The following is an 18711-nucleotide window of genomic DNA, read 5'->3' as shown; positions in this document are numbered from 1 at the left end:
CATCGATAAAAAAGCTTGACCTTCCAAGTGTGTCAGGTCGGATAAAGGCGATGGGAGTTGTTTCAGCTCAACAAAACCATGTCGACTCCAGTCGCGAAAGGCACAATGATGAAAGTCACACCAATAATTCTGATCCCCGCAGTGCTGGTCACCGCGCTTGCCGTCAGCGGATGCAAGCAGACGGCATCGCCTGCCGCTGCGGCCAAGCCGCCCAGCGTTCCCGTTGCCGAAGTGGTCGTTCGCCAGGCAACACCCTACGTCGAGTTCAACGGCTCGCTGACCGCCGTCAAGCGGGTTGAGTTGCGCCCGCAGGTGGCCGGCTACCTGCAGGACGTGAGCGTGCCGGAAGGCCGCTTTGTCGAGAAGGGCAGCAAGCTCTTTGTGATCGATCCGCGCGTGTTCCAGGCTGCGGTGCATGCCGCCACAGCGCGCTTGCGCGAGGCTGAGGCGGCGTCGATGCTGGCCCAGGCCGAGCATGAGCGGGCCGAACAGATGTTCGCCACGAAGATCGTCGCGCGCGACCGTCTCGACGTGGCGACGGCGGCGCTGCATGCGGGCAAGGCACAGGTCGACGCCGCCAAGGCCGCGCTCGACGCCGCGCAACTGGAGCTCGGTTTCACGCGCGTCACGGCGCCGATCAGCGGACGAGTCGGCCAAGTCCTGGTCACCGAGGGCAACTATGTCGCCAGCGGCGTGACACCCCTGACGACGATCGTTTCCATCGATCCCCTGCACGTCTATTTCGATGTCGATGAGCGTACCTATTTGCGCTCGCTCGCCGCCGGCCGGGCCAGCGCCGCTGTGCGTGGAACGCAGGCGGCCAAGGTCATGGTGGCGCTGGCCACGGACAAGACATATGTACGTCCCGGCCGTGTCGATTTCCTGGCCAACGCCGCTGACCGCGGGACGGGAACGGTGCGTGTCCGCGCCGTGGTCGACAACCCCGATGGCAAACTGACGCCCGGCCTGTTTGCCAAGGTCAGGCTGGAGACGGGGGCGCAGCAAGCCAGGGTGCTCGTTTCCGATCAATCGATAGGCACCGACCAGGGGCGCCGCTATGTGCTCGTGGTCGGCAAAGGCGACAAGACGGAGTTCCGTCCCGTCGAGCTTGGCCCGATGGTCGACGGTTTGCGCGTGATCGAGCAGGGGCTGCAGCCCGGCGAGCGCATCGTCGTCAAGGGACTCGTGCGCCCTGGCATGCAGGTGACGCCGCAGCCGGCCGGCATTGACGGCACGCCCATCACCGTGCCGAAAACCTCGGGAGCCGCGTAATGTCTTTCCCACGTTTCTTCATCGACCGCCCGATCTTTGCCATCGTCCTTTCGGTCCTGATGGTGCTCGCCGGCATCGTTGCTTTCTTCCAGATGCCGCTCAGCGAGTATCCTGCCGTGACGCCGCCGACCGTGCAGGTGAGCGCCGCCTATCCTGGCGCCAATCCCAAGGTGATCGCCGAAACGGTGGCGGCGCCGCTCGAGCAGGCCATCACCGGGGTCGAGGGCATGCAGTACATGTCGTCCCAATCGGCAACCGACGGCCGCATGACCTTGACCGTCACTTTCGCGCAGGGGACGAATGCCGACATGGCGCAGGTCCAGGTGCAGAACCGGGTCGCGCGCGCGCTGCCGCGTTTGCCTGAAGAAGTGCAGCGCCAGGGCGTCGTCACGCAGAAAACCTCGCCGGACATCCTGATGGTGGTGCACCTGCTGTCGCCCGACAAGCGCTACGATCCCCTGTACATATCGAATTACGCCTACCTGCAGGTGCGCGACGAGCTGTCCCGCATCCCCGGCATCAGCGACGTCCTCGTCTGGGGCGCGGGCGAATACAGCATGCGGCTGTGGCTCGATCCGAACCTGATCGCCGCACGCGGCCTGACGGCCGGCGAGGTGATTGCCGCCGTGCGCGAACAGAACGTGCAGGTGGCCGCCGGTTCCGTCGGCCAGTCTCCCGATTCCAGCGCCGCCTTCCAGGTGACGGTCAACACGCTCGGACGCTTGACCGACGAGGAACAGTTCGGCGACATCATCATCCGCACGGGCGCCGAAGGCCAGGTGACGCGCTTGCGCGACGTGGCCCGCATCGAAATGGGCGCCGACGCGTATGCGCTGCGCAGCTTGCTGGACGGCGAGCCGGCCGTCGCCTTGCAAATCATTCAAAGCCCAGGCGCCAATGCGCTCGACGTTGCGCAGGCGGTACGCGATACCATGCAGCGGCTGGAGGAAAATTTCCCGGCGGGACTGAGCTCGCGCATCGCCTATGACCCGACGGTCTTTGTGCGTGCCTCGCTGGAATCGGTGGCAACGACCTTGCTGGAGGCGATCATTCTCGTCGTCATCGTGGTGGTGCTGTTCCTGCGCAACTGGCGCGCCTCGCTGATCCCCCTCATGGCGGTACCGGTGTCGCTGATCGGCACCTTCGCCGTCATGCATCTGATGGGCTTTTCGCTCAACACGCTATCCCTGTTCGGCCTGGTGCTGTCGATCGGCATCGTCGTCGATGACGCCATCGTGGTGGTCGAGAACGTCGAACGCCACATCGAAAATGGCGAGGAGCCCAGGCAAGCGGCAAGGCGCGCCATGGATGAGGTCACGGGCCCCATCATCGCGATCACTTCGGTGCTTGCCGCCGTGTTCATTCCGACCGCCTTCCTGAGCGGCCTGCAGGGCGAGTTCTACCGCCAGTTCGCGCTGACGATCGCCATCTCGACCATCCTGTCGGCCGTCAATTCGCTCACGCTCAGCCCGGCGCTTGCCGGCCTCCTGCTCAAGCCAGGCAAGGTCAAGGCCGGGGCCGGGGCCGAGGCCGAGGCCGTGCATGATCCACGCAGCCTGCGTGGCCGCGCCGAGCGCCTGTTGCAGATGCTGGGCCGGCCGTTCCAGCGCGCGCCGGATGCGTATGGCAACACGGTGCGCAAAGTCGTCAGGGTCAGCGGCATGGCCTTGCTCGTGTACGGCGGCCTGCTTGCGCTGACCTTCTTCGGCTTCAAGGCCGTGCCGCCGGGCTTCGTGCCGATGCAGGACAAATACTATCTGGTGGCGATCGCGCAGTTGCCCAACTCGTCATCGCTGGACCGTACCGACGCGGTCGCCAAGCAGATGTCGAAGATTGCGCTGGCCGAGCCTGGCGTCGAAAGCGTCGTCGCCTTCCCCGGCTTGTCGATCAACGGCTTCGTCAACGTGCCGAACGCGGCCGTCATGTTCGTCATGCTCGACCCGTTCAAGGCGCGCACGACGCCCGACCTCACGGCGAATGCGATTGCCGGGCGCCTGCAGGCGAAGTTCGCTGGCATTCCCGACGGTTTCCTCGGCGTGTTCCCGCCGCCGCCAGTGCCCGGCCTTGGCGCGACCGGTGGTTTCAAGATGCTGGTCGAGGACCGTGGCAGCGCCGGGCTCGATGCCCTGGTGCGGCAGACGCATATCCTGATGACCAAGGCAAGCGAGTCGGGACAGGTGGCCGGCCTCATGACCAGCCTGGACGTCAATGCCCCGCAGCTCGAGGTCGCCATCGACCGTACCCAGGTCAAGAGCCAGGGAGTGCGCCTGGCCGACGTGTTCGAATCGTTGCAGATCTACCTCGGTTCCCTCTACGTCAACGACTTCAACCGCTTCGGCCGGACCTACAAGGTGACGGCCCAGGCCGATGCCGAGCATCGCATGCAGGCCGAGGCCATCGGCCGCTTGCAGGTACGCAATGCGGCCGGCGACATGCTGCCCTTGTCGTCGTTTGTCACCGTCACGCCCAGTTCCGGTCCGGACCGCGTGGTTCACTACAATGGCTATCCTTCGGCCGACATCTCGGGCGGCGCGATGCCAGGCGTCAGTTCGGGGCAGGCCGTGGCGGTCATGGAACGGCTGGCGAAGGAGGTGCTGCCTGAAGGCATGAGCTTTGAATGGACCGACCTTACCTACCAGCAAAAGCTGGCCGGCGATTCGGCGCTGTTCATCTTCCCGCTGTGTGTGCTGCTCGCCTATCTGATCCTGGCCGCACAGTACAACAGCTGGCTGCTGCCGCTGGCCGTCCTGCTGATCGTACCGATGTGCTTGCTGAGCGCGATCATCGGCGTGTGGCTGGCGGGTGGCGACAACAATATCTTTGTGCAGATCGGACTGATCGTGCTCGTCGGACTGGCGGCCAAGAACGCCATCCTCATTGTCGAGTTCGCACGTAGCCTGGAAATGGAAGGGGCGAGCGCGCTCGATGCCGTCATCGAGGCTTGCCGGTTGCGGCTACGGCCCATCCTGATGACCTCGCTTGCCTTCATCGCTGGCGTCGTGCCGCTGGTTTTTGCCAGTGGCGCCGGCTCCGAGATGCGCCAGGCCATGGGGATCGCGGTGTTCGCCGGCATGCTGGGCGTGACACTGTTCGGACTGTTCCTCACGCCCGTGTTTTATGTGGTGATGCGCGCTCTGGCGGCCCGCTTCGAGCGCCACACGCCAATTACCAAGACAAGCATGGACAGGAGCACGACATGAATCGCCCGTATCAAACAATTTTAGTCTCATTGAATGGGCTCACGTTGCTGGCCGGCTGCGCGGTCGGCCCCGATTATGCGACGCCTTTGCCGCCGCCGCTGTCCGCATCGCAGTTTTCCGGCAGCGCAGGCCAGGCCTACGCCGGTCTCGCGCCGGGAGCGGTCGAGGTGGAGTGGTGGCGCAGCTTCGACGACCCGGCGCTGGTCACCCTGATCCAGCGGGCGCTGGCGGCCAACCACGACGTCGGCATCGCTGCCGCCCGGCTCGCGGAGGCAAAAGCCTTGCTGCGCGAAGACCGGCAGGGCTTCCTGCCGCAAGGTGGCGCCGCGCTCGGGTATGAGAAGCGCCGCCTGAGCAAGGCCGAAACGCTGCCCGGCCAGCCGCGCCGGAGCGAAAGCTATCGCGGCACCGTCGATGCGTCCTGGGAGATCGACCTGTTCGGCCGCGTGCGGCGGTCCGTGGAGGCGGGCCAGGCGCAGGCGGGCTCGCGCGAGGCCTTGCTGCGCGGCGTGCAGGCGGGTGTTGCCGCCACGGTGGCGGCGACCTGGTTCGAACTGGGCGGCATCGAAGCTGAACTCGCTGTCGTTGCCAGCATCACCCAAAGCCAGCGCGACAGCCTGGCGCTGGTCGAACGCATGGTGAGCGCAGGCTCTGCCAGCGAACTCGACCGCCTTCGCGCCGAGGCCTTGCTGCGCTCGGTGGAGGTGGCCGCGCCCGAACTGGAGCGCCGCCGCGCGGCCTCCGTCAACGCGCTGGCCATCCTGCTTGGCGAAGTGCCGCAGACGTTCAGCCTTCCCGCCGCCACGCCGGCAAGTGACGCGCTGACGGTGCGGACGATCGCCGTAGGCGATCCCGCCGGGCTGCTCGCGCGGCGCGCCGATATTGCGGCGGCCGAGCGCAATCTGGCTGCCGCGACCGCCCGCATCGGGGTGGAGACGGCTGGCCTGTATCCCGAGGTCCAGGTAACGGGTTCCATCGGACTCGTCGGGGGGAGCCTCGATGCAATGGGCGACGCTGGCATGCAGTCGAGCTTCCTTGGCCCCGTCATCCGCTGGAATCTGCTCGATACGGGGCGCGTGCGCGCCCGCATCGCCGCCAGCGAGGCACGCGCCCGGGAAGCCCTGCTCGTCTACGACCGGGCCGTCTTGCGCGCACTCCAGGAAACGGACGATGCCTTCAAAGCCCATGGCACGGCAGGCAGCACGCTCGGTTTGCGAATGCAGGAATCGGCGGCAACCCGCGAGGCTGCGCGTCTTGCCAGGCTACAGTTTTCGGCAGGCGCAGGTCTCTACCTGGACGTGCTCGAAGCGGAACGGGCCGACTTCGCCAGCCGGCGTGCGCTGGCCGTCGCGCGCACCAACCAGCGGCTTGCCGTTGTCAGCATCTACAAGGCGCTGGGCGGCGGCTGGGAGATCTGCGCGCAGGCAAGCGACGATTGTGAAGGCGCCGGGTCGCTTCCCCGGACGAAGCAACTCGCAGGCAGGCCTTGACCTGCCTGTGCGCGAGCAGCCGCTAGGCTTCGTAGACTATCCTGTAGAGATTGCCTTTGCGTCGGATGTGTGCGAAGCCGAGTTCGCCAAGGTGCATGCCGGCGATGAGGATGTTGTCGGCGCTGACCACATCGAGCAGTGTCGAGCGTGTTTCGGCCGACAGCAGGGGATCCTGATCGAAGGCAATGGATACGTCGGGACGCGCAATCTGGATTTGGGGGAAATGCACGATATCCCCCCAAATCAACAGACTGCGGCCACCGGATTCGATGCGATAACCGGAATGCCCTGCGGTATGCCCCGGTAGGGGCATGGCACCAATGCCAGGGAGAACTTCGTTCCAGGTAAACAAGCGCATCTTTTCCCGGTACTTCTCAAATACCTTGCGGGCAAACAGAAAGTTGCCGCGAGCGCGATCACTTGCCCGGCTGAGATTGCCATCGTCTTCCCAGAAAGCAACCTCATGCTGGTGAACCACCAGCTGCGCGTCGGGAAAGGCGGCTTCTCCTGACGCATCAAGCAGCCCGCCGACATGATCGGGATGCGCATGCGTCAGCAGTATCGTGTCGATGTCGGAAGGTTGTACGCCAGCCAGCGCAAGATTGACTTTCAGCTTGCCGCCCCAGTGCTTGAATCCGCCCGCACCCGCATCAATCAGGATTGTGCGGCCGCGGCCGCGCACCAGGTAGCAGTTGATATGGATGGAGGAGGGATCGTTCACCCCCGCGTCTTGCTGCAATTTTGACGCATCCATCGAACCGATATTGGAGAGCAAATCCAGACTGGCGGACAGGTATCCGTCACTGATGGCCGTGATCGAAAACTCGCCTATCTGCTGGCTGGGAAATGGTATGTGATCCACTGCCGTATTCCTTTCTGATAATCAATTGCGTGCATGAATGGCCGGGGCCGCATAGCCAAAACAGCGGATGCGTGCAGCAAGGCCGGTATTTGCTTTGATGATGGCCTCCAGTCTTTCCATGAACACATCCATGACTGCTTTCGTCCTGAACGGTACAAGCCGGTATTGGATTTCCGCATAGGCCGGATTCCCCCGGCCATGACGGACACCGACATAGATGATGTGCACGTTCTCCAGCGCAGCTTCAAGCATCCCTGTGCAGAGTTCGGTACATTGGTCGGTGAGTGCCGCCAGATTTGCATCCGGCGGCATCTTTTCTGTTGGCATGAAAATCGTCACGTTGGGCATGTGGGCTCTACCGCGAAATGTGCGCAGCGATATCGCTGCCATTCGTCAACTGACCGGTCATGGGCGCATACAGATGGACGCCCTCCGGCAGCTGATGCATGCCGGGGCCAGTGGCGCGCCCCATCTTCGCCACCCATCGATATTCAGGAAACCTTTCCAATGCGACAGCCTGCATCCGACAGGGAGCGAGGCCCATGTCGATAAGCGGCTCCGGGCCGACCGTACTCGTCACCAGATAGTCGTCTGCGCCGAATTTCGAGCATCCGGCCTGGACAGGAATGCGTACGTATCCGTTGCTGCATGAGGTGCTGGTGCCAGTTTGCCATCCCGCACTTCTGAAAGAGGGCAAAGGAGCAACGACACTGGACACGCTGCCGCGTCTGCACCGGCGGCAGAATCCGGATGCCTGGGAACGTTATTCCCTGGAAACCGGAGTCGCGCTGAACAATCCTGCGACCGGTGCGCGCCACGATCTGCATGCCATGCTGATCGAGGCGGCATTGGCCGGTCTCGGCGTCGCCCTGGTGCCGCGCCTTTACGTGGAAACGGAGCTGGCGCAAGGCCGCTTGGCCGCTCCGTGGCCCGATGGAAAAACCATCTCCAAGACCTTTTGCATCGTCCTTCCCGAGCCCATCGGCTTGAGCGGAAAACCCATCCAGACATTCACGCAATGGATACTGGCCGAGGCGAAGCAGACAACGATGGCTGCGCCGCAGACCTAGCCCATCAAACGCAGCCCAGCGTTGGGATGGTCGTCCGCATCGCATTCCATACTCCCTTTCCCGCATTCCATCCCCCGATTCGCGTCGCCCATCACTGTCATCAACCTGGCGATATGGCTTTGGCCTATGATGTGCTGGCACATGCATAATTATTATGTTTTCCCTTCATCCCACAACCATGAGGTGTCCATGATTCGCTATGTCCTGCCTGTCCTGTTGTTCGCTGGCGCACTGCCGGCGCACGCCCAAGCCCCTGTCAAGGAAACGCCGCTGATCGAGCGGGCCAAGCTGTTCGGCAATCCCAGCAAGTCCGGTGGCAAGCTCAGTCCCGATGGGCAGTGGCTGTCGTGGATCGCGCCGCGCGATGGCGTGCTCAATGTGTGGGTGGCGCCGGCCGGCGACCTGGCGCAGGCGCGCCCGTTGACGGAAGAAAAGGTGCGGCCCATCCGCAGCAGCTTCTGGTCGCCCGATTCGAAAACCCTGCTGTTCATCCAGGACAAGGGTGGCGACGAGAATTTCCTGCTGTACGGCGTGAACGTGGCGAGCGGCAAGCAGATCAACTACACACCGTTCGAAAAAACGCGTGTGCGGATCGTCCAGATCAGCAGCAAGGTGAAGGACCGCATCCTCGTCGGCATCAATAATCGCGATGCGCGCTGGCACGACGTGTACAGCCTGGACCTGGCCAGCGGCAAGCTGACACTGGTACAGCAGAACGATGGCTATGGCGGCTACCTGGCCGATGAACTGCTCAACCTGCGCATCGCCAGCAAGGCGCGCGCCGATGGCGGCATGCAGTATTTCCGCCTGGCGGACGGCAAGGTCGAGAGCACGCCACTGGCCGAAGTGGCCCTGGAAGACTCGCAGACGACGGCGCCGCTGGCCTTCACGGTCGACGGCAAGACCCTGTACTGGACCGATTCGCGCGGCCGCAATACCTCGGCGCTGCTGGCGCAGGACGTGGCCAGCGGCAAGAGCACGGTCGTGGCGCAAGACCCGCGCTCCGACATCGCCGATGCGCTGTACGACACGCGCACGGGCCAGGTGCAGGCCTATACGGTCAATTATCTGCAGCAGGAATATCTGCCGCTGACGAACGAGCTGAAAGCCGACCTGGCTTTCCTGAAGAAAAACACGAAGGGCCAGTTCACGGTGACGTCGCGCACGGATGCCGACGACAAGTGGCTGGTGTCCGTCGATGCCGTCACGGCGCCGCCATCGAGCTGGCTGTACGAGCGCAAGACCAAAAAACTCACGCGTTTATATGTGACGCGTCCGGAACTGGAAGGCGCGCCGCTGGTGCCCATGTATCCGCAGCAACTCAAGGCGCGCGACGGCCTGACCCTGGTGTCCTATCTGACCTTGCCGCAGGCGTCGAAGGCGACGTCCGATGGCAAGGCCACGCAGGCGGTGCCGATGGTGCTGCTGGTGCATGGCGGCCCGTGGGCGCGCGACACCTATGGCTACAACGGCTACCACCAGTGGCTGGCCAACCGCGGCTACGCCGTACTGTCCGTGAACTTCCGCGGCTCGACGGGCTTCGGCAAGCAGTTCATCTCGGCCGGCGACCTGCAGTGGGGCCGCAAGATGCATGACGACTTGCTCGACGCCGTGCAGTGGGCCGTGAAGAGCGGCGTGACCACCGCCGACAAGGTGGCCATTATGGGCGGCTCGTATGGCGGCTACGCCACCCTGGCCGGCATGGCGTTCACGCCGACGACGTTTGCCTGCGGCGTCGACATCGTCGGTCCGTCGAACCTGTTTACCCTGCTGCAAACCATCCCGCCGTACTGGGAAGCGGGCAAGCAGCAGTTCTACAAGCGCATGGGTGACCCGACCACGGAAGAGGGCAAGGCGCTGCTGAAGGAACGTTCGCCGCTGAACTTTGCGCAGAACATCCAGCGTCCGCTGCTGATCGGCCAGGGTGCGAACGACCCGCGAGTCAACGTGGCGGAATCGGACCAGATCGTGGCGGCCATGGCAGCGAAGAATATCCCCGTCACGTATGTGCTGTTCCCCGACGAGGGTCATGGCTTTGCCCGGCCCGTGAACAACATCGCCTTCAATGCCGTGACGGAGAACTTCCTGGGGCAATGCCTGGCTGGCCGTGCCGAGCCGATCGGCGCCACCCTGAAGGCGTCCACGGCGCAGATCAAGCATGGCGCCGAGTTCGCGCCGGGCTTGCAGCAAGCCATGCAGTAAGCGGCCACCAGGTGGCGCGGCCTGCCGGGCAAACTGCCTGGCAGGCCATGCCGCCCGCCGGCAAGAAATTATGGGCGGGTGGCTTGCAAGATGACAGTCTCCGGCGTTGCGTGCGTACAACTGACTTTGGGGTGCGCAAGGCCGGTTCGCTGCGGCCGCCGCCGATCAGCGGCGGGCATGATACACGTCGAGAGGGTCAATCCCACCTTCCAAAGGCCTTCTTTTTCTCATTTGTTGTTAGTAAATACATAATTTCAACCACAACTGTTTTGCGTTAAAAACTTCCCTATTTGATAATATTTTTGGAATTGCTTTCCTTGTAAGTCGTAGTAGCATGGATTGACGTAAAGCAAGGTTCAACCATGCTGGGAAGCCATCTCCAGTCCTGTTGACGGTCGCTGTCATCGGCGTGCAGGTTTGCCATGACCGATATCCGTACAAGGCCCAGCGCCAGGATAAATGTATCGAGGGAAGACAAATGTTTCTAAATTTCATGAAATTTGGATGGTTAAACACGCCTGTCCGGGCTGTTGATTGTCTCGTTGCCGGAAACCCTGGCGCACCGGCTGCCCAGACCCTGGTGCCATCGTGGCTGATGCGCCTCGCTGGAACCCTGCTGTTTGTCCTGCTTTCCCTCTTATCCAGCCAGGCTTCCGCCGCCAGCACCTGCCCGAGCCCGCGCGCCGTCAGCATCGTCGCGGGGGGAGAGTATTATGAGGATTACACCAATGCGCCTTGCTCCCAGTTCGGCCTGACGGGCACCCTGGTGGCGCCGCTGTATGGCACGCTGGAAGATTCGAATGCCACGAATGCCGTGCGCTACCGGAATACCAATCTCAGCGCGACCTCGGACACGTTTACCGTCAGGGACGATGTGGGGCAGCCCATCGTGTACAACGTCACGATCACCTCCGCCATCGTGCTGGCGCCGGCCACCGTGCCGAATGCCACGGTGGCCCAGCCTTACTCCACGACAACCGTGACGGCGACGGGTGGCGCGGCGCCGTACACCTATGCCATCAGCGCTGGCGCCTTGCCGGCTGGCATGAGTTTGAGTGGCGGCGGTGTACTGTCGGGTACGCCGACAGCGGGCGGCACCTTCAACTTCACCGTGCGCGCCACCGACTCGCTGGCCGTCAATGGCACGCGCGCCTATACCTTGACGGTCTCCGCGCCCACCATCGCCATCCTGCCGACGACCCTGCCGGCAATGACATCCGGTGTCGCCTACAGCCAGACGATAGCTGCCAGCGGCGGAACCGGCACGTACACCTATGCCAGAACGGCCGGCAGCCTGCCCGCAGGCTTGACCCTGGCATCGAACGGCACCCTGTCCGGCACGCCCACGGCGGCCGGTGCCTACAGTTTTACCGTCACCGCCACCGACAGCAGTACCGGCGCCGGCCCCTATTCGGGCGCGCGCGCCTATTCCGGCACGGTAGCAGCCGGTGCGCCCGTTGCCGGCAATGTCAGCGCCACGGTGGCCTACGGCAGCAGCGCCAACCCGGTCACGCTCGACCTGAGCGGCGGCGTGGCAACTTCGGTGGCCGTGGCGTCTGCTGCTTTGCATGGCACGGCAACGGCCAACGGTACCAGCATCACCTATATGCCGGCGGCCGGCTATGCCGGTCTCGACAGCTTTACGTATACGGCCAGCAATGGTATCGGCACTTCCGCAGCCGCCACCGTGGCGGTCATAGTCAATGCGCTGGAGGTGACGCTGGTGCCCACCGTACCTGGCGCAACTATCGCCATGGCCTACAGCCAGAACCTGTCCGCTGCGAACGGCACTGCGCCGTACACTTACGCGATCACCAGCGGCGCCTTGCCGGCCGGTATCAGCCTGAATACGTCTACCGGTTTGCTGTCGGGCACGCCGACGGCGAGTGGCACTTTCAACTTCGCCGCGCGCGCCACGGACAGCTCGCCCGGCAGCGGTCCGTTCTCCACGACGCAGGGCTACTTGCTGACGGTGGCCGCGCCAACCATCGCCATCGCGCCGGCGACCTTGTCGGCAATGACAGCTGGCGTTGCCGGCAGCCAGACGATTACCGCCAGCGGCGGAACCAGCACGTACACCTACACCATCAGCGCCGGCACCTTGCCGGCCGGAGTCAGCCTGAATACTGCCACCGGTTTGCTGTCGGGCACGCCGACGGCTGTTGGCACCTTCAACTTTACCGTGCTTGCGACGGACAGTTCGACGGGCAGCGGCCCGTATGCTGGCGCGCTGGCGTACTCGCTGACGGTGACGGCACCGGCGATCAGCATCGAGCCATCGACCTTGCCGGTGATGACAGCCGGCGTTGCCTACACCGAGACGATTACCGCCAGCGGGGGAACCAGCACGTACAGCTATGCCAGAACGGCCGGCAGCCTGCCCACCGGCTTGACCCTGGCGGCGGACGGCACCCTGTCCGGCACGCCCACGGCGGCCGGAGCTTACAGCTTTACCATCACCGCGACCGATAGCAGCACTGGCGCAGGTACTCCGTTCTCGGGCTCACGCGCCTATTCCGGCACGGTAGCTGCCGGTGCACCCGTTGCCGGCAATGTCAGCCCCACGGTGGCGTATGGCAGCAGCGCCAATCCGATCACCTTGAGCCTGAGCGGCGGTGCGGCAACTTCGGTGGCCATCGCTTCCGCTGCGTTGCACGGCACGGCGACGGCCAGTGGCACCAGCATCAGCTATACGCCGACGGCAGGTTACGGCGGGTCAGACAGCTTTACCTACACGGCATCGAACGGCATCGGTACTTCGGCGCCGGCCACGGTGACGATCACGGTGGGCACGCCGAGCGTGACGCTGGCGCCGACCACGGTGCCTGCAGCCACAGTAGGCACGGCCTACAGCCAGACCCTGACGGCCGCAAATGGTCTGGCACCATACACCTACGCGATCAGCGCCGGCGCCTTGCCGACCGGCGTGACCTTGTCCAATGCCGGTCTGCTGGCGGGTACGCCGACGGCGGGCGGTACCTTCAACTTTACCGTGCTTGCCACGGACAGTTCGACGGGCAGCGGTCCGTATGCCGGTACGCGGGCGTACTCGCTGACCGTGGCAGTGCCAGCGATCAGCGTCGCCCCGGCGGCTTTGCCTGCCATGACGGCCGGCGTCGCCTTCAGCCAGGGCGTCACCGCCACTGGCGGCACGTCGCCGCATGGCTATGCCGTCACTGCCGGCAGTTTGCCCACCGGCTTGACCCTGGCGGCGAACGGTACCCTGTCCGGCACGCCGACGGTGGCGGGTGCGTACAGCTTCAGCATCATGGTCACGGACAGCAGCAGCGGTAGCGGACCATATACCGGTGTCCGCGCCTATTCCGGTACGGTGGCGGTCGCCGTGCCTGTCGCCGGCGCCGTCACCACGACGGTGGCCTACGGCAGCAGCGCCAATCCGATCACCTTGAACCTGGGCGGCGGCGCGGCGGCCTCGGTGGCCGTGGCATCGCCACCCGCACATGGCACGGCGACGGCCAGCGGCACGAGCATCAGCTACACGCCGACGACGGGCTACGGGGGCAGCGACAGCTTTACCTATACGGCCACGAATGGCAGCGGCACTTCGGCACCGGCCACCGTGATGGTCACCGTGGGCGTGCCCGCCGTCAGCCTGATCCCGGCCACCTTGCCCAATCCCGTGGCGGAAGCGGCCTACAGCACGACCCTGACGGCAACAGGCGGCACGGCCCCCTACAGCTATGCCGTGGTGGGTACCTTGCCCGTCGGCCTGAGTTTGAATACGACGACTGGCGTGCTGTCCGGCACGACGAATGTGGCGGGCAGTTTCCCGTTCAGCATCAAGGTCACGGACAGCAGCACGGGCGTGGGGGCGCCGTTCAGCGCGACCAACAGCTATACGCTGGCCGTCGCGGCGCCCACCTTGACCCTGACGCCGGCCAGCCTGGCGGCGATCCGCGCCGGCGATGCCTACAGCCAGGCCTTCACGGCCGGCGGCGGCGTGGCGCCGTATGCGTATGCCGTGAGCGGCGGCGCCTTGCCGACCGGCCTGGCGCTCGATGCGGCGACCGGCATCGTCAGTGGCACGCCGACCGTGGCGGGCAGCTACAGCTTTACCTTGCAGGCGAAGGATGTGCACCAGTTCACGGTGCAGCAAGCGCTGACCCTGCAGGTGAACCAGGCGCCGCCGCCGGTGCCGAATGAAACGGCGACGACCTCGGCCAACCAGGAAGTGAGCTTGACCATCGCTTCCACCGATGGCAGCCCGATCACGGCGGTGACCATCGTCACGCCGCCGCAGCATGGCACCGTCACGGTGGTGTCGAGCGGCGCGGCGGGGGGCGGCAGCGGTCGCTCTTTCAAGGTGACGTATGTGCCGAATGCGAACTACTTCGGCCCGGATGCCTTCAGCTACACGGCGACTGGACCGGGCGGCACCTCCGCCCCCGCCACGGTCAGCGTGACGGTGGCGCCGCAACCGGTCCCCGTACCTGTCGCCAAGACGGCGACGGTCCTGGCCGGCACGCCGGTGACCTTGCCCGTGACGCAAGGCGCCACGGGCGGGCCGTTCACGGTGGTGGCCATCACGACGCAGCCGGCCAGCGGCACGGCGGTGGTCAATGGCATGGACATCGTCTACACACCAGGCATCAATACCAGCGGCGAGATCCGCATCGGCTACACCGTGTCGAACGCGTTCGGCACCTCGGCGCCGGTGACGTCGACCATCACCGTCAATCCGATGCCGCAAGTGCTCAGCCAGAGCGTCACGGTGGTGGCCGGCCTGACGGTCACTGTCGACCTGACGGCGGGCGCCACGGGCGGTCCGTTCACGGCGGCGAATGTGCTGAGCGTGGCGCCGGCCGAAGCGGGCAAGGTGGTGGTGCGCGATGTGGGCACGGCCGGCAAGCCGTCGTACCAGCTGAGCTTTGCGGCCTCGGGCAAGTTCGCCGGCGCGGCGGTCGTCAGCTACACCCTGAGCAATGCCTTTGCCACGTCGAAACCGGGCGTGGTCAACGTGACGGTGACGGCGCGGCGCGACCCGTCGGTCGATCCGGAAGTGATCGGCCTGCAGGCGGCGCAAGCCGATGCGGCGCGGCGTTTCGCCAGTGCGCAGCTGTCGAACTTCACGCAGCGCCTGGAAAGCCTGCATGGCGATGGCTGGGGACGTTCGAGCTTCGGCCTGAGCCTGACGCCGCCGAACGACAGCGGCAATCCGACGGCGGCGCTGGCGCGCTGGCAGGCGGATGAAGCGGACCGCGTGTTCGGCACGGCCGTCAAACCGTTCATGCGCAAGGCGGCCTTGCGCCAGCCAGGCGCTGGTTTCAGTGGCGAGCGGCAGCAGATGGACGTCAGCGGCGCTACCAGCGGCTTGCCGGACATGCCGCAAAAGCCGGACACGCAGAAGCAGGCGCTGGCTCTGTGGCTCGGTGGCGCGGTCGACTTCGGCCAGCACTATGTGAATGGCCGCGACACGGGCTTCCGTTTCCGCACCAACGGCGTGAGCGTGGGCGGCGATTACCGCCTCAGCGACCTGGCGACCGTGGGCGTGGGCGCCGGCTTCAGCCATGACCGCAGCGACGTGGGCCAGAACGGCAGCCGCAGCACGGCCGACAGCGCCGTGGCGGCCGTGTATGGCAGCCTGCGTCCGAGCAAGGGCGTCTTCCTTGACGGCGTGCTCGGCTACGGCACCTTGCAGTACGACGCATCGCGCTACCTCGCCGATGGCAGCGGTTTCGCCACGGGCGAGCGCGACGGCAAGCAGGTGTTCGGCGCAGTCGTCGGCGGTATCGAGATGCGCCATGACACCTGGATGTGGTCGCCGTACGGCCGCGTGGAACTGATGTCGGCCAAGCTCGATCCGTACACGGAAAAGGCGGCGGGCATCAACGCCCTGAGCTACTTCAAGCAGACCGTGCGTTCGCGCATCGGCGCGCTCGGTGTGCGGGCCGAGGGCATCTATGTGGGCGGCCTGGGCACGTGGTTCCCGCGCGCGCGGCTCGAGTACCGGCACCAGTTCCAGGGCGCCGACGATGCGCGCCTGGCGTATGCCGACCTGGTGGCCGACGGCCCTGTGTACGTGATCCGCACGGTGCCGCAGCAGACGGGCAACTGGGCGGCGGGGCTGGGCGTCAAGCTGCTGCTGTCGAACGGCATGACCATCACCCTCGACTACAACAGCAATCTGAACATCGATAGCGGACGTACCCAGTCGGTGATGTTCGGTATCGCGATGCCGCTCAAGTAGCGTTGTGAATCAAGGAAGTGACGCCGCAGGGCGGGAGCCGGTGCTTCCGCCCCGCGGCGCATGTGGCGTCTGTTTTTTCATGTCATTGCCGTGCCAGGGCGGCAATGATTCCATTAGAATCAGGCATCGTCTTCACCACACTGCTTACGGAATGGAATGCCTGGAATGATGACTGTCCTGACCCTTGAACATTTTGCCGCGCGCATCAACGAGACGTTTATTGCGGCCAGTGACGGCAATGCCGCCTTTGTCCTGAAGGAAGTGCAGCCGCTGCCGTCAGCGACCCTGGAGGGCTTGATGCGCAAGCCGTTCAGTCTGCTGTTTCACCATAGCTCCCCCATCCTGTTCAGCCAGAAAATCTTCCAGATGCAGCATGAGGCGTTTGGCGAGGTGGGTATCTTTTTGGTGCCGGTGGCGCGTGACAGCCACGGCTTTCTGTACCAGGCGGTGTTCAACTGAGGCCGGTACGCGAGAAGGGCAGGGCGGCACCGCGCTGGCGCCGCCTGCCTGGATGAACCCAACTTAGTCGAATGACGGGAATTCGCCTTGCAGCGCGATGCAGAAATTCACCGCCAGCATCGGCTGGCGGTTTTCGTGCGCCTGGCCGCCACCGGCACTACCGATCGCGGTCGGGGACAGCGATACATTGGGTGGCGTTGCCGGCACGAACGCGGACGTGCCGCCAAGCGCAATCAAGCCATCGCCCGGAAGCGGTGTGTTGTGCTGCAGGGCGGCGGTGGGCTGGCGGTACACATTGAGTTGGTGGGCGTGGTTCGGCATTTCCGTGGTGTTCAACGTGACGCTGTTGGTGCCGAAGGTCTCGCCCATCACGCGCGGTGTCAGGCCCGGCCCCTGGCCCTGGCTGCACGGCGCGCGTCCCGTGAAGTTGGGCAACTGGAAGGTGGTGGTGCCATTGCCGCCATACTGCGTGCCGATCAAGGAAAACAGGGCCGAATATTGCTGTATCTGCAGGGTGGCGCCATTGCAGCTGGCCCATCCGTAGGGTGTGAAATTGAAGCCGAAGACTTGTATTTCGCCAAGGTATGGTGAGGTCACGGTAGGTTCTCCTGATCGATTTTAGGGGCTGCGCTTGCGTGCCGGCTGTTATTGCGGCGATGGGAAAATGCCTGCCCATGCGATGCAAAAGGACGCTGTCAGGGTTGGCATGGTGTTCTCGTGCGGCAGGTTGCCGCCTGTCGCGCCCGTGGCGGCCGGTGCCAGTGCATAGGCGGTCAGGCCGGTCAGGTCGCTCGTGTACATCTTGTCGTTATTCGACGGGGCAGTCAGCAGCAGGTTGGCCGCCGGCACGTTCGAGGTCGCCAGGGTGCTGTTCACACTGAACGGGTGCGTATGCAAAGGAAGCTGGGTCGGCAGCAGGGTCACCGATTCGCTGCCGCTTCGTTGCCCGAGGGGACGGTTGCTCAGGCCGGGGCCGGTACCCATGTGTAGAGGGACCTGGCCGCGCAGGTCGGGCACGGCGAAGGTGTTGACGCCGTCGCCGCCGTAGGTGGTACCCAGCAGGGCGAACAGGACTTCATTCTCTGCGATCGATTTCAGGCTGCCGTCGCAGGCGAACCAGCCGCTGGGAATGCGGGAAAAGGCAAACAGGCGAATTTCGCCGACATAGGGTGTGGTCATGACTATGCTCCGTAAGAGTGGCGGATTCGTTAGTTGCGCGACGGGAAGATACCGCTCAAGGCGATATTGAAGTTAATGACCGAGAACGGCTGCATGTTGGGATGCGCCTGGTTGCCGCCGGCCAACGCCAAGGTCTGGCTGGACAGGGTCACTTGCGGCCCCGCCGAACCGTAGATGGATTCCGCGCCACTGCCGCCAAACAGGGTATTGGTGGGGTTTTTCGAGGTGCCGGGCGTCGTCACCGCATTGGCCGCATGCGTGTGCGGCGGAATTTGGGTCGCTAGCAAGGTGACAGCCTCCTGCCCCGCCCGCGTACCGGTCTGGTATGGCGATGGTTGCCACGCGCCATCGACCGAAGCACCCGCGCCAACCGGGGTACAGCCTTGCAAGTTAGGCAAGGCAAAGGTGTTACTGCCGTTCCCCCCGTAAGCGGTACCCAGCAGTGCAAACAGCGCCTGATTCTGCGCAATGGGCAGCAATTGCCCGTTACATGCTGCAAAGCCACGCGGCGCAAAATTGAAGCCGCCCATCATGATTTGTCCTAGGTACACATCAGCCATCATCGTTCTCCCACGGTTGGAATGCAGCTCAATGGCAAATGAATAATATTTTCCATTTGCAATCAATGTTGCGTTTTAAAAAACCCTTTTTGTTATAGTTACTTTATTGAAATCTCGGAGTAGCATACGTTGTCATATGGCAAGCGTCAACATATGTTGGCACTGTAGAAGAGCCCGGAATGGGCAGCGCTGACGGCCTGAAATCACCT

General features: G+C 64.3%; 11 protein-coding genes and 2 pseudogenes. 7 read left to right on the top strand and 6 right to left on the bottom strand.

Annotated features, from left to right (window positions below):
- Nucleotides 1–105 precede the first annotated feature (105 nt).
- From AC4BCN_RS22105 to AC4BCN_RS22095, 3 genes are read left to right on the top strand one after another with little or no spacing between them, the layout of a single operon-like run.
- On the top strand, nucleotides 106–1272 hold the full coding sequence (locus tag AC4BCN_RS22105) for an efflux RND transporter periplasmic adaptor subunit (protein ID WP_338679382.1): 1167 nt from the start codon (nucleotides 106–108) through the stop codon (nucleotides 1270–1272).
- Nucleotides 1272–4472, top strand: a complete 3201-nt coding sequence (locus AC4BCN_RS22100; protein ID WP_338679381.1) for an efflux RND transporter permease subunit — start codon at nucleotides 1272–1274, stop codon at nucleotides 4470–4472. Before AC4BCN_RS22105 ends, AC4BCN_RS22100 begins: the two co-directional genes overlap by 1 nt.
- Entirely contained in the window at nucleotides 4469–5962 is a 1494-nt protein-coding gene (locus AC4BCN_RS22095; RefSeq protein WP_338679380.1) for an efflux transporter outer membrane subunit, read from the top strand. The genes AC4BCN_RS22100 and AC4BCN_RS22095 overlap by 4 nt, the downstream gene beginning before the upstream one ends.
- Before the next feature lie 22 nt (nucleotides 5963–5984).
- Here AC4BCN_RS22095 and AC4BCN_RS22090 read toward each other — a convergent pair whose 3' ends face one another.
- Together AC4BCN_RS22090 and AC4BCN_RS22085 are read right to left on the bottom strand one after the other, a co-directional pair.
- Nucleotides 5985–6824: an MBL fold metallo-hydrolase gene (locus tag AC4BCN_RS22090; RefSeq protein WP_338679379.1), complete on the bottom strand. Its 840-nt coding sequence runs from the start codon at nucleotides 6822–6824 to the stop codon at nucleotides 5985–5987.
- A gap of 21 nt (nucleotides 6825–6845) precedes the next feature.
- Entirely contained in the window at nucleotides 6846–7172 is a 327-nt protein-coding gene (locus tag AC4BCN_RS22085; RefSeq protein WP_072452542.1) for a hypothetical protein, read from the bottom strand.
- A 242-nt stretch (nucleotides 7173–7414) separates the two neighbouring features.
- Here AC4BCN_RS22085 and AC4BCN_RS22080 point away from each other — a divergent pair.
- The 4 genes and pseudogenes from AC4BCN_RS22080 to AC4BCN_RS22065 all read left to right on the top strand — a co-directional run.
- Nucleotides 7415–7894 (top strand): annotated as a pseudogene (locus AC4BCN_RS22080) (LysR substrate-binding domain-containing protein); the annotation flags it as partial.
- A 189-nt stretch (nucleotides 7895–8083) separates the two neighbouring features.
- Nucleotides 8084–10096, top strand: coding sequence for a S9 family peptidase (locus AC4BCN_RS22075; RefSeq protein ID WP_338679378.1), 2013 nt, complete (start codon nucleotides 8084–8086; stop codon nucleotides 10094–10096).
- A 595-nt stretch (nucleotides 10097–10691) separates the two neighbouring features.
- Nucleotides 10692–16304, top strand: a complete 5613-nt coding sequence (locus AC4BCN_RS22070; protein ID WP_338679377.1) for a putative Ig domain-containing protein — start codon at nucleotides 10692–10694, stop codon at nucleotides 16302–16304.
- 165 nt (nucleotides 16305–16469) lie between these two features.
- Nucleotides 16470–16763, top strand: coding sequence for a DUF6916 family protein (locus AC4BCN_RS22065; RefSeq protein ID WP_235194233.1), 294 nt, complete (start codon nucleotides 16470–16472; stop codon nucleotides 16761–16763).
- A gap of 63 nt (nucleotides 16764–16826) precedes the next feature.
- Here the strand turns inward: AC4BCN_RS22065 and AC4BCN_RS22060 are convergent, their stop codons facing one another.
- From AC4BCN_RS22060 to AC4BCN_RS22045, 4 genes and pseudogenes are all read right to left on the bottom strand, one after another.
- Nucleotides 16827–17360 (bottom strand): phage tail protein, encoded by a 534-nt coding sequence (locus AC4BCN_RS22060; protein ID WP_034752121.1) that lies wholly within the window; start codon nucleotides 17358–17360, stop codon nucleotides 16827–16829.
- Between the two features lie 48 nt (nucleotides 17361–17408).
- The gene (locus AC4BCN_RS22055) at nucleotides 17409–17942 is read right to left on the bottom strand and encodes a phage tail protein (RefSeq protein WP_338679376.1); all 534 of its coding nucleotides are present in this window, start codon (nucleotides 17940–17942) and stop codon (nucleotides 17409–17411) included.
- A gap of 29 nt (nucleotides 17943–17971) precedes the next feature.
- Complete coding sequence (locus AC4BCN_RS22050; protein ID WP_254798449.1) at nucleotides 17972–18229, bottom strand: phage tail protein; 258 nt, start codon at nucleotides 18227–18229, stop codon at nucleotides 17972–17974.
- 99 nt (nucleotides 18230–18328) lie between these two features.
- A pseudogene (locus AC4BCN_RS22045) lies at nucleotides 18329–18472 on the bottom strand (phage tail protein); the annotation flags it as partial.
- Nucleotides 18473–18711: the final 239 nt, after the last annotated feature.

Source organism: Janthinobacterium sp. Bl 1, from assembly GCF_058215535.1.
Note: the sequence above shows the minus strand (reverse complement) of the source record. Positions and strands in the feature narration are given on the sequence as shown.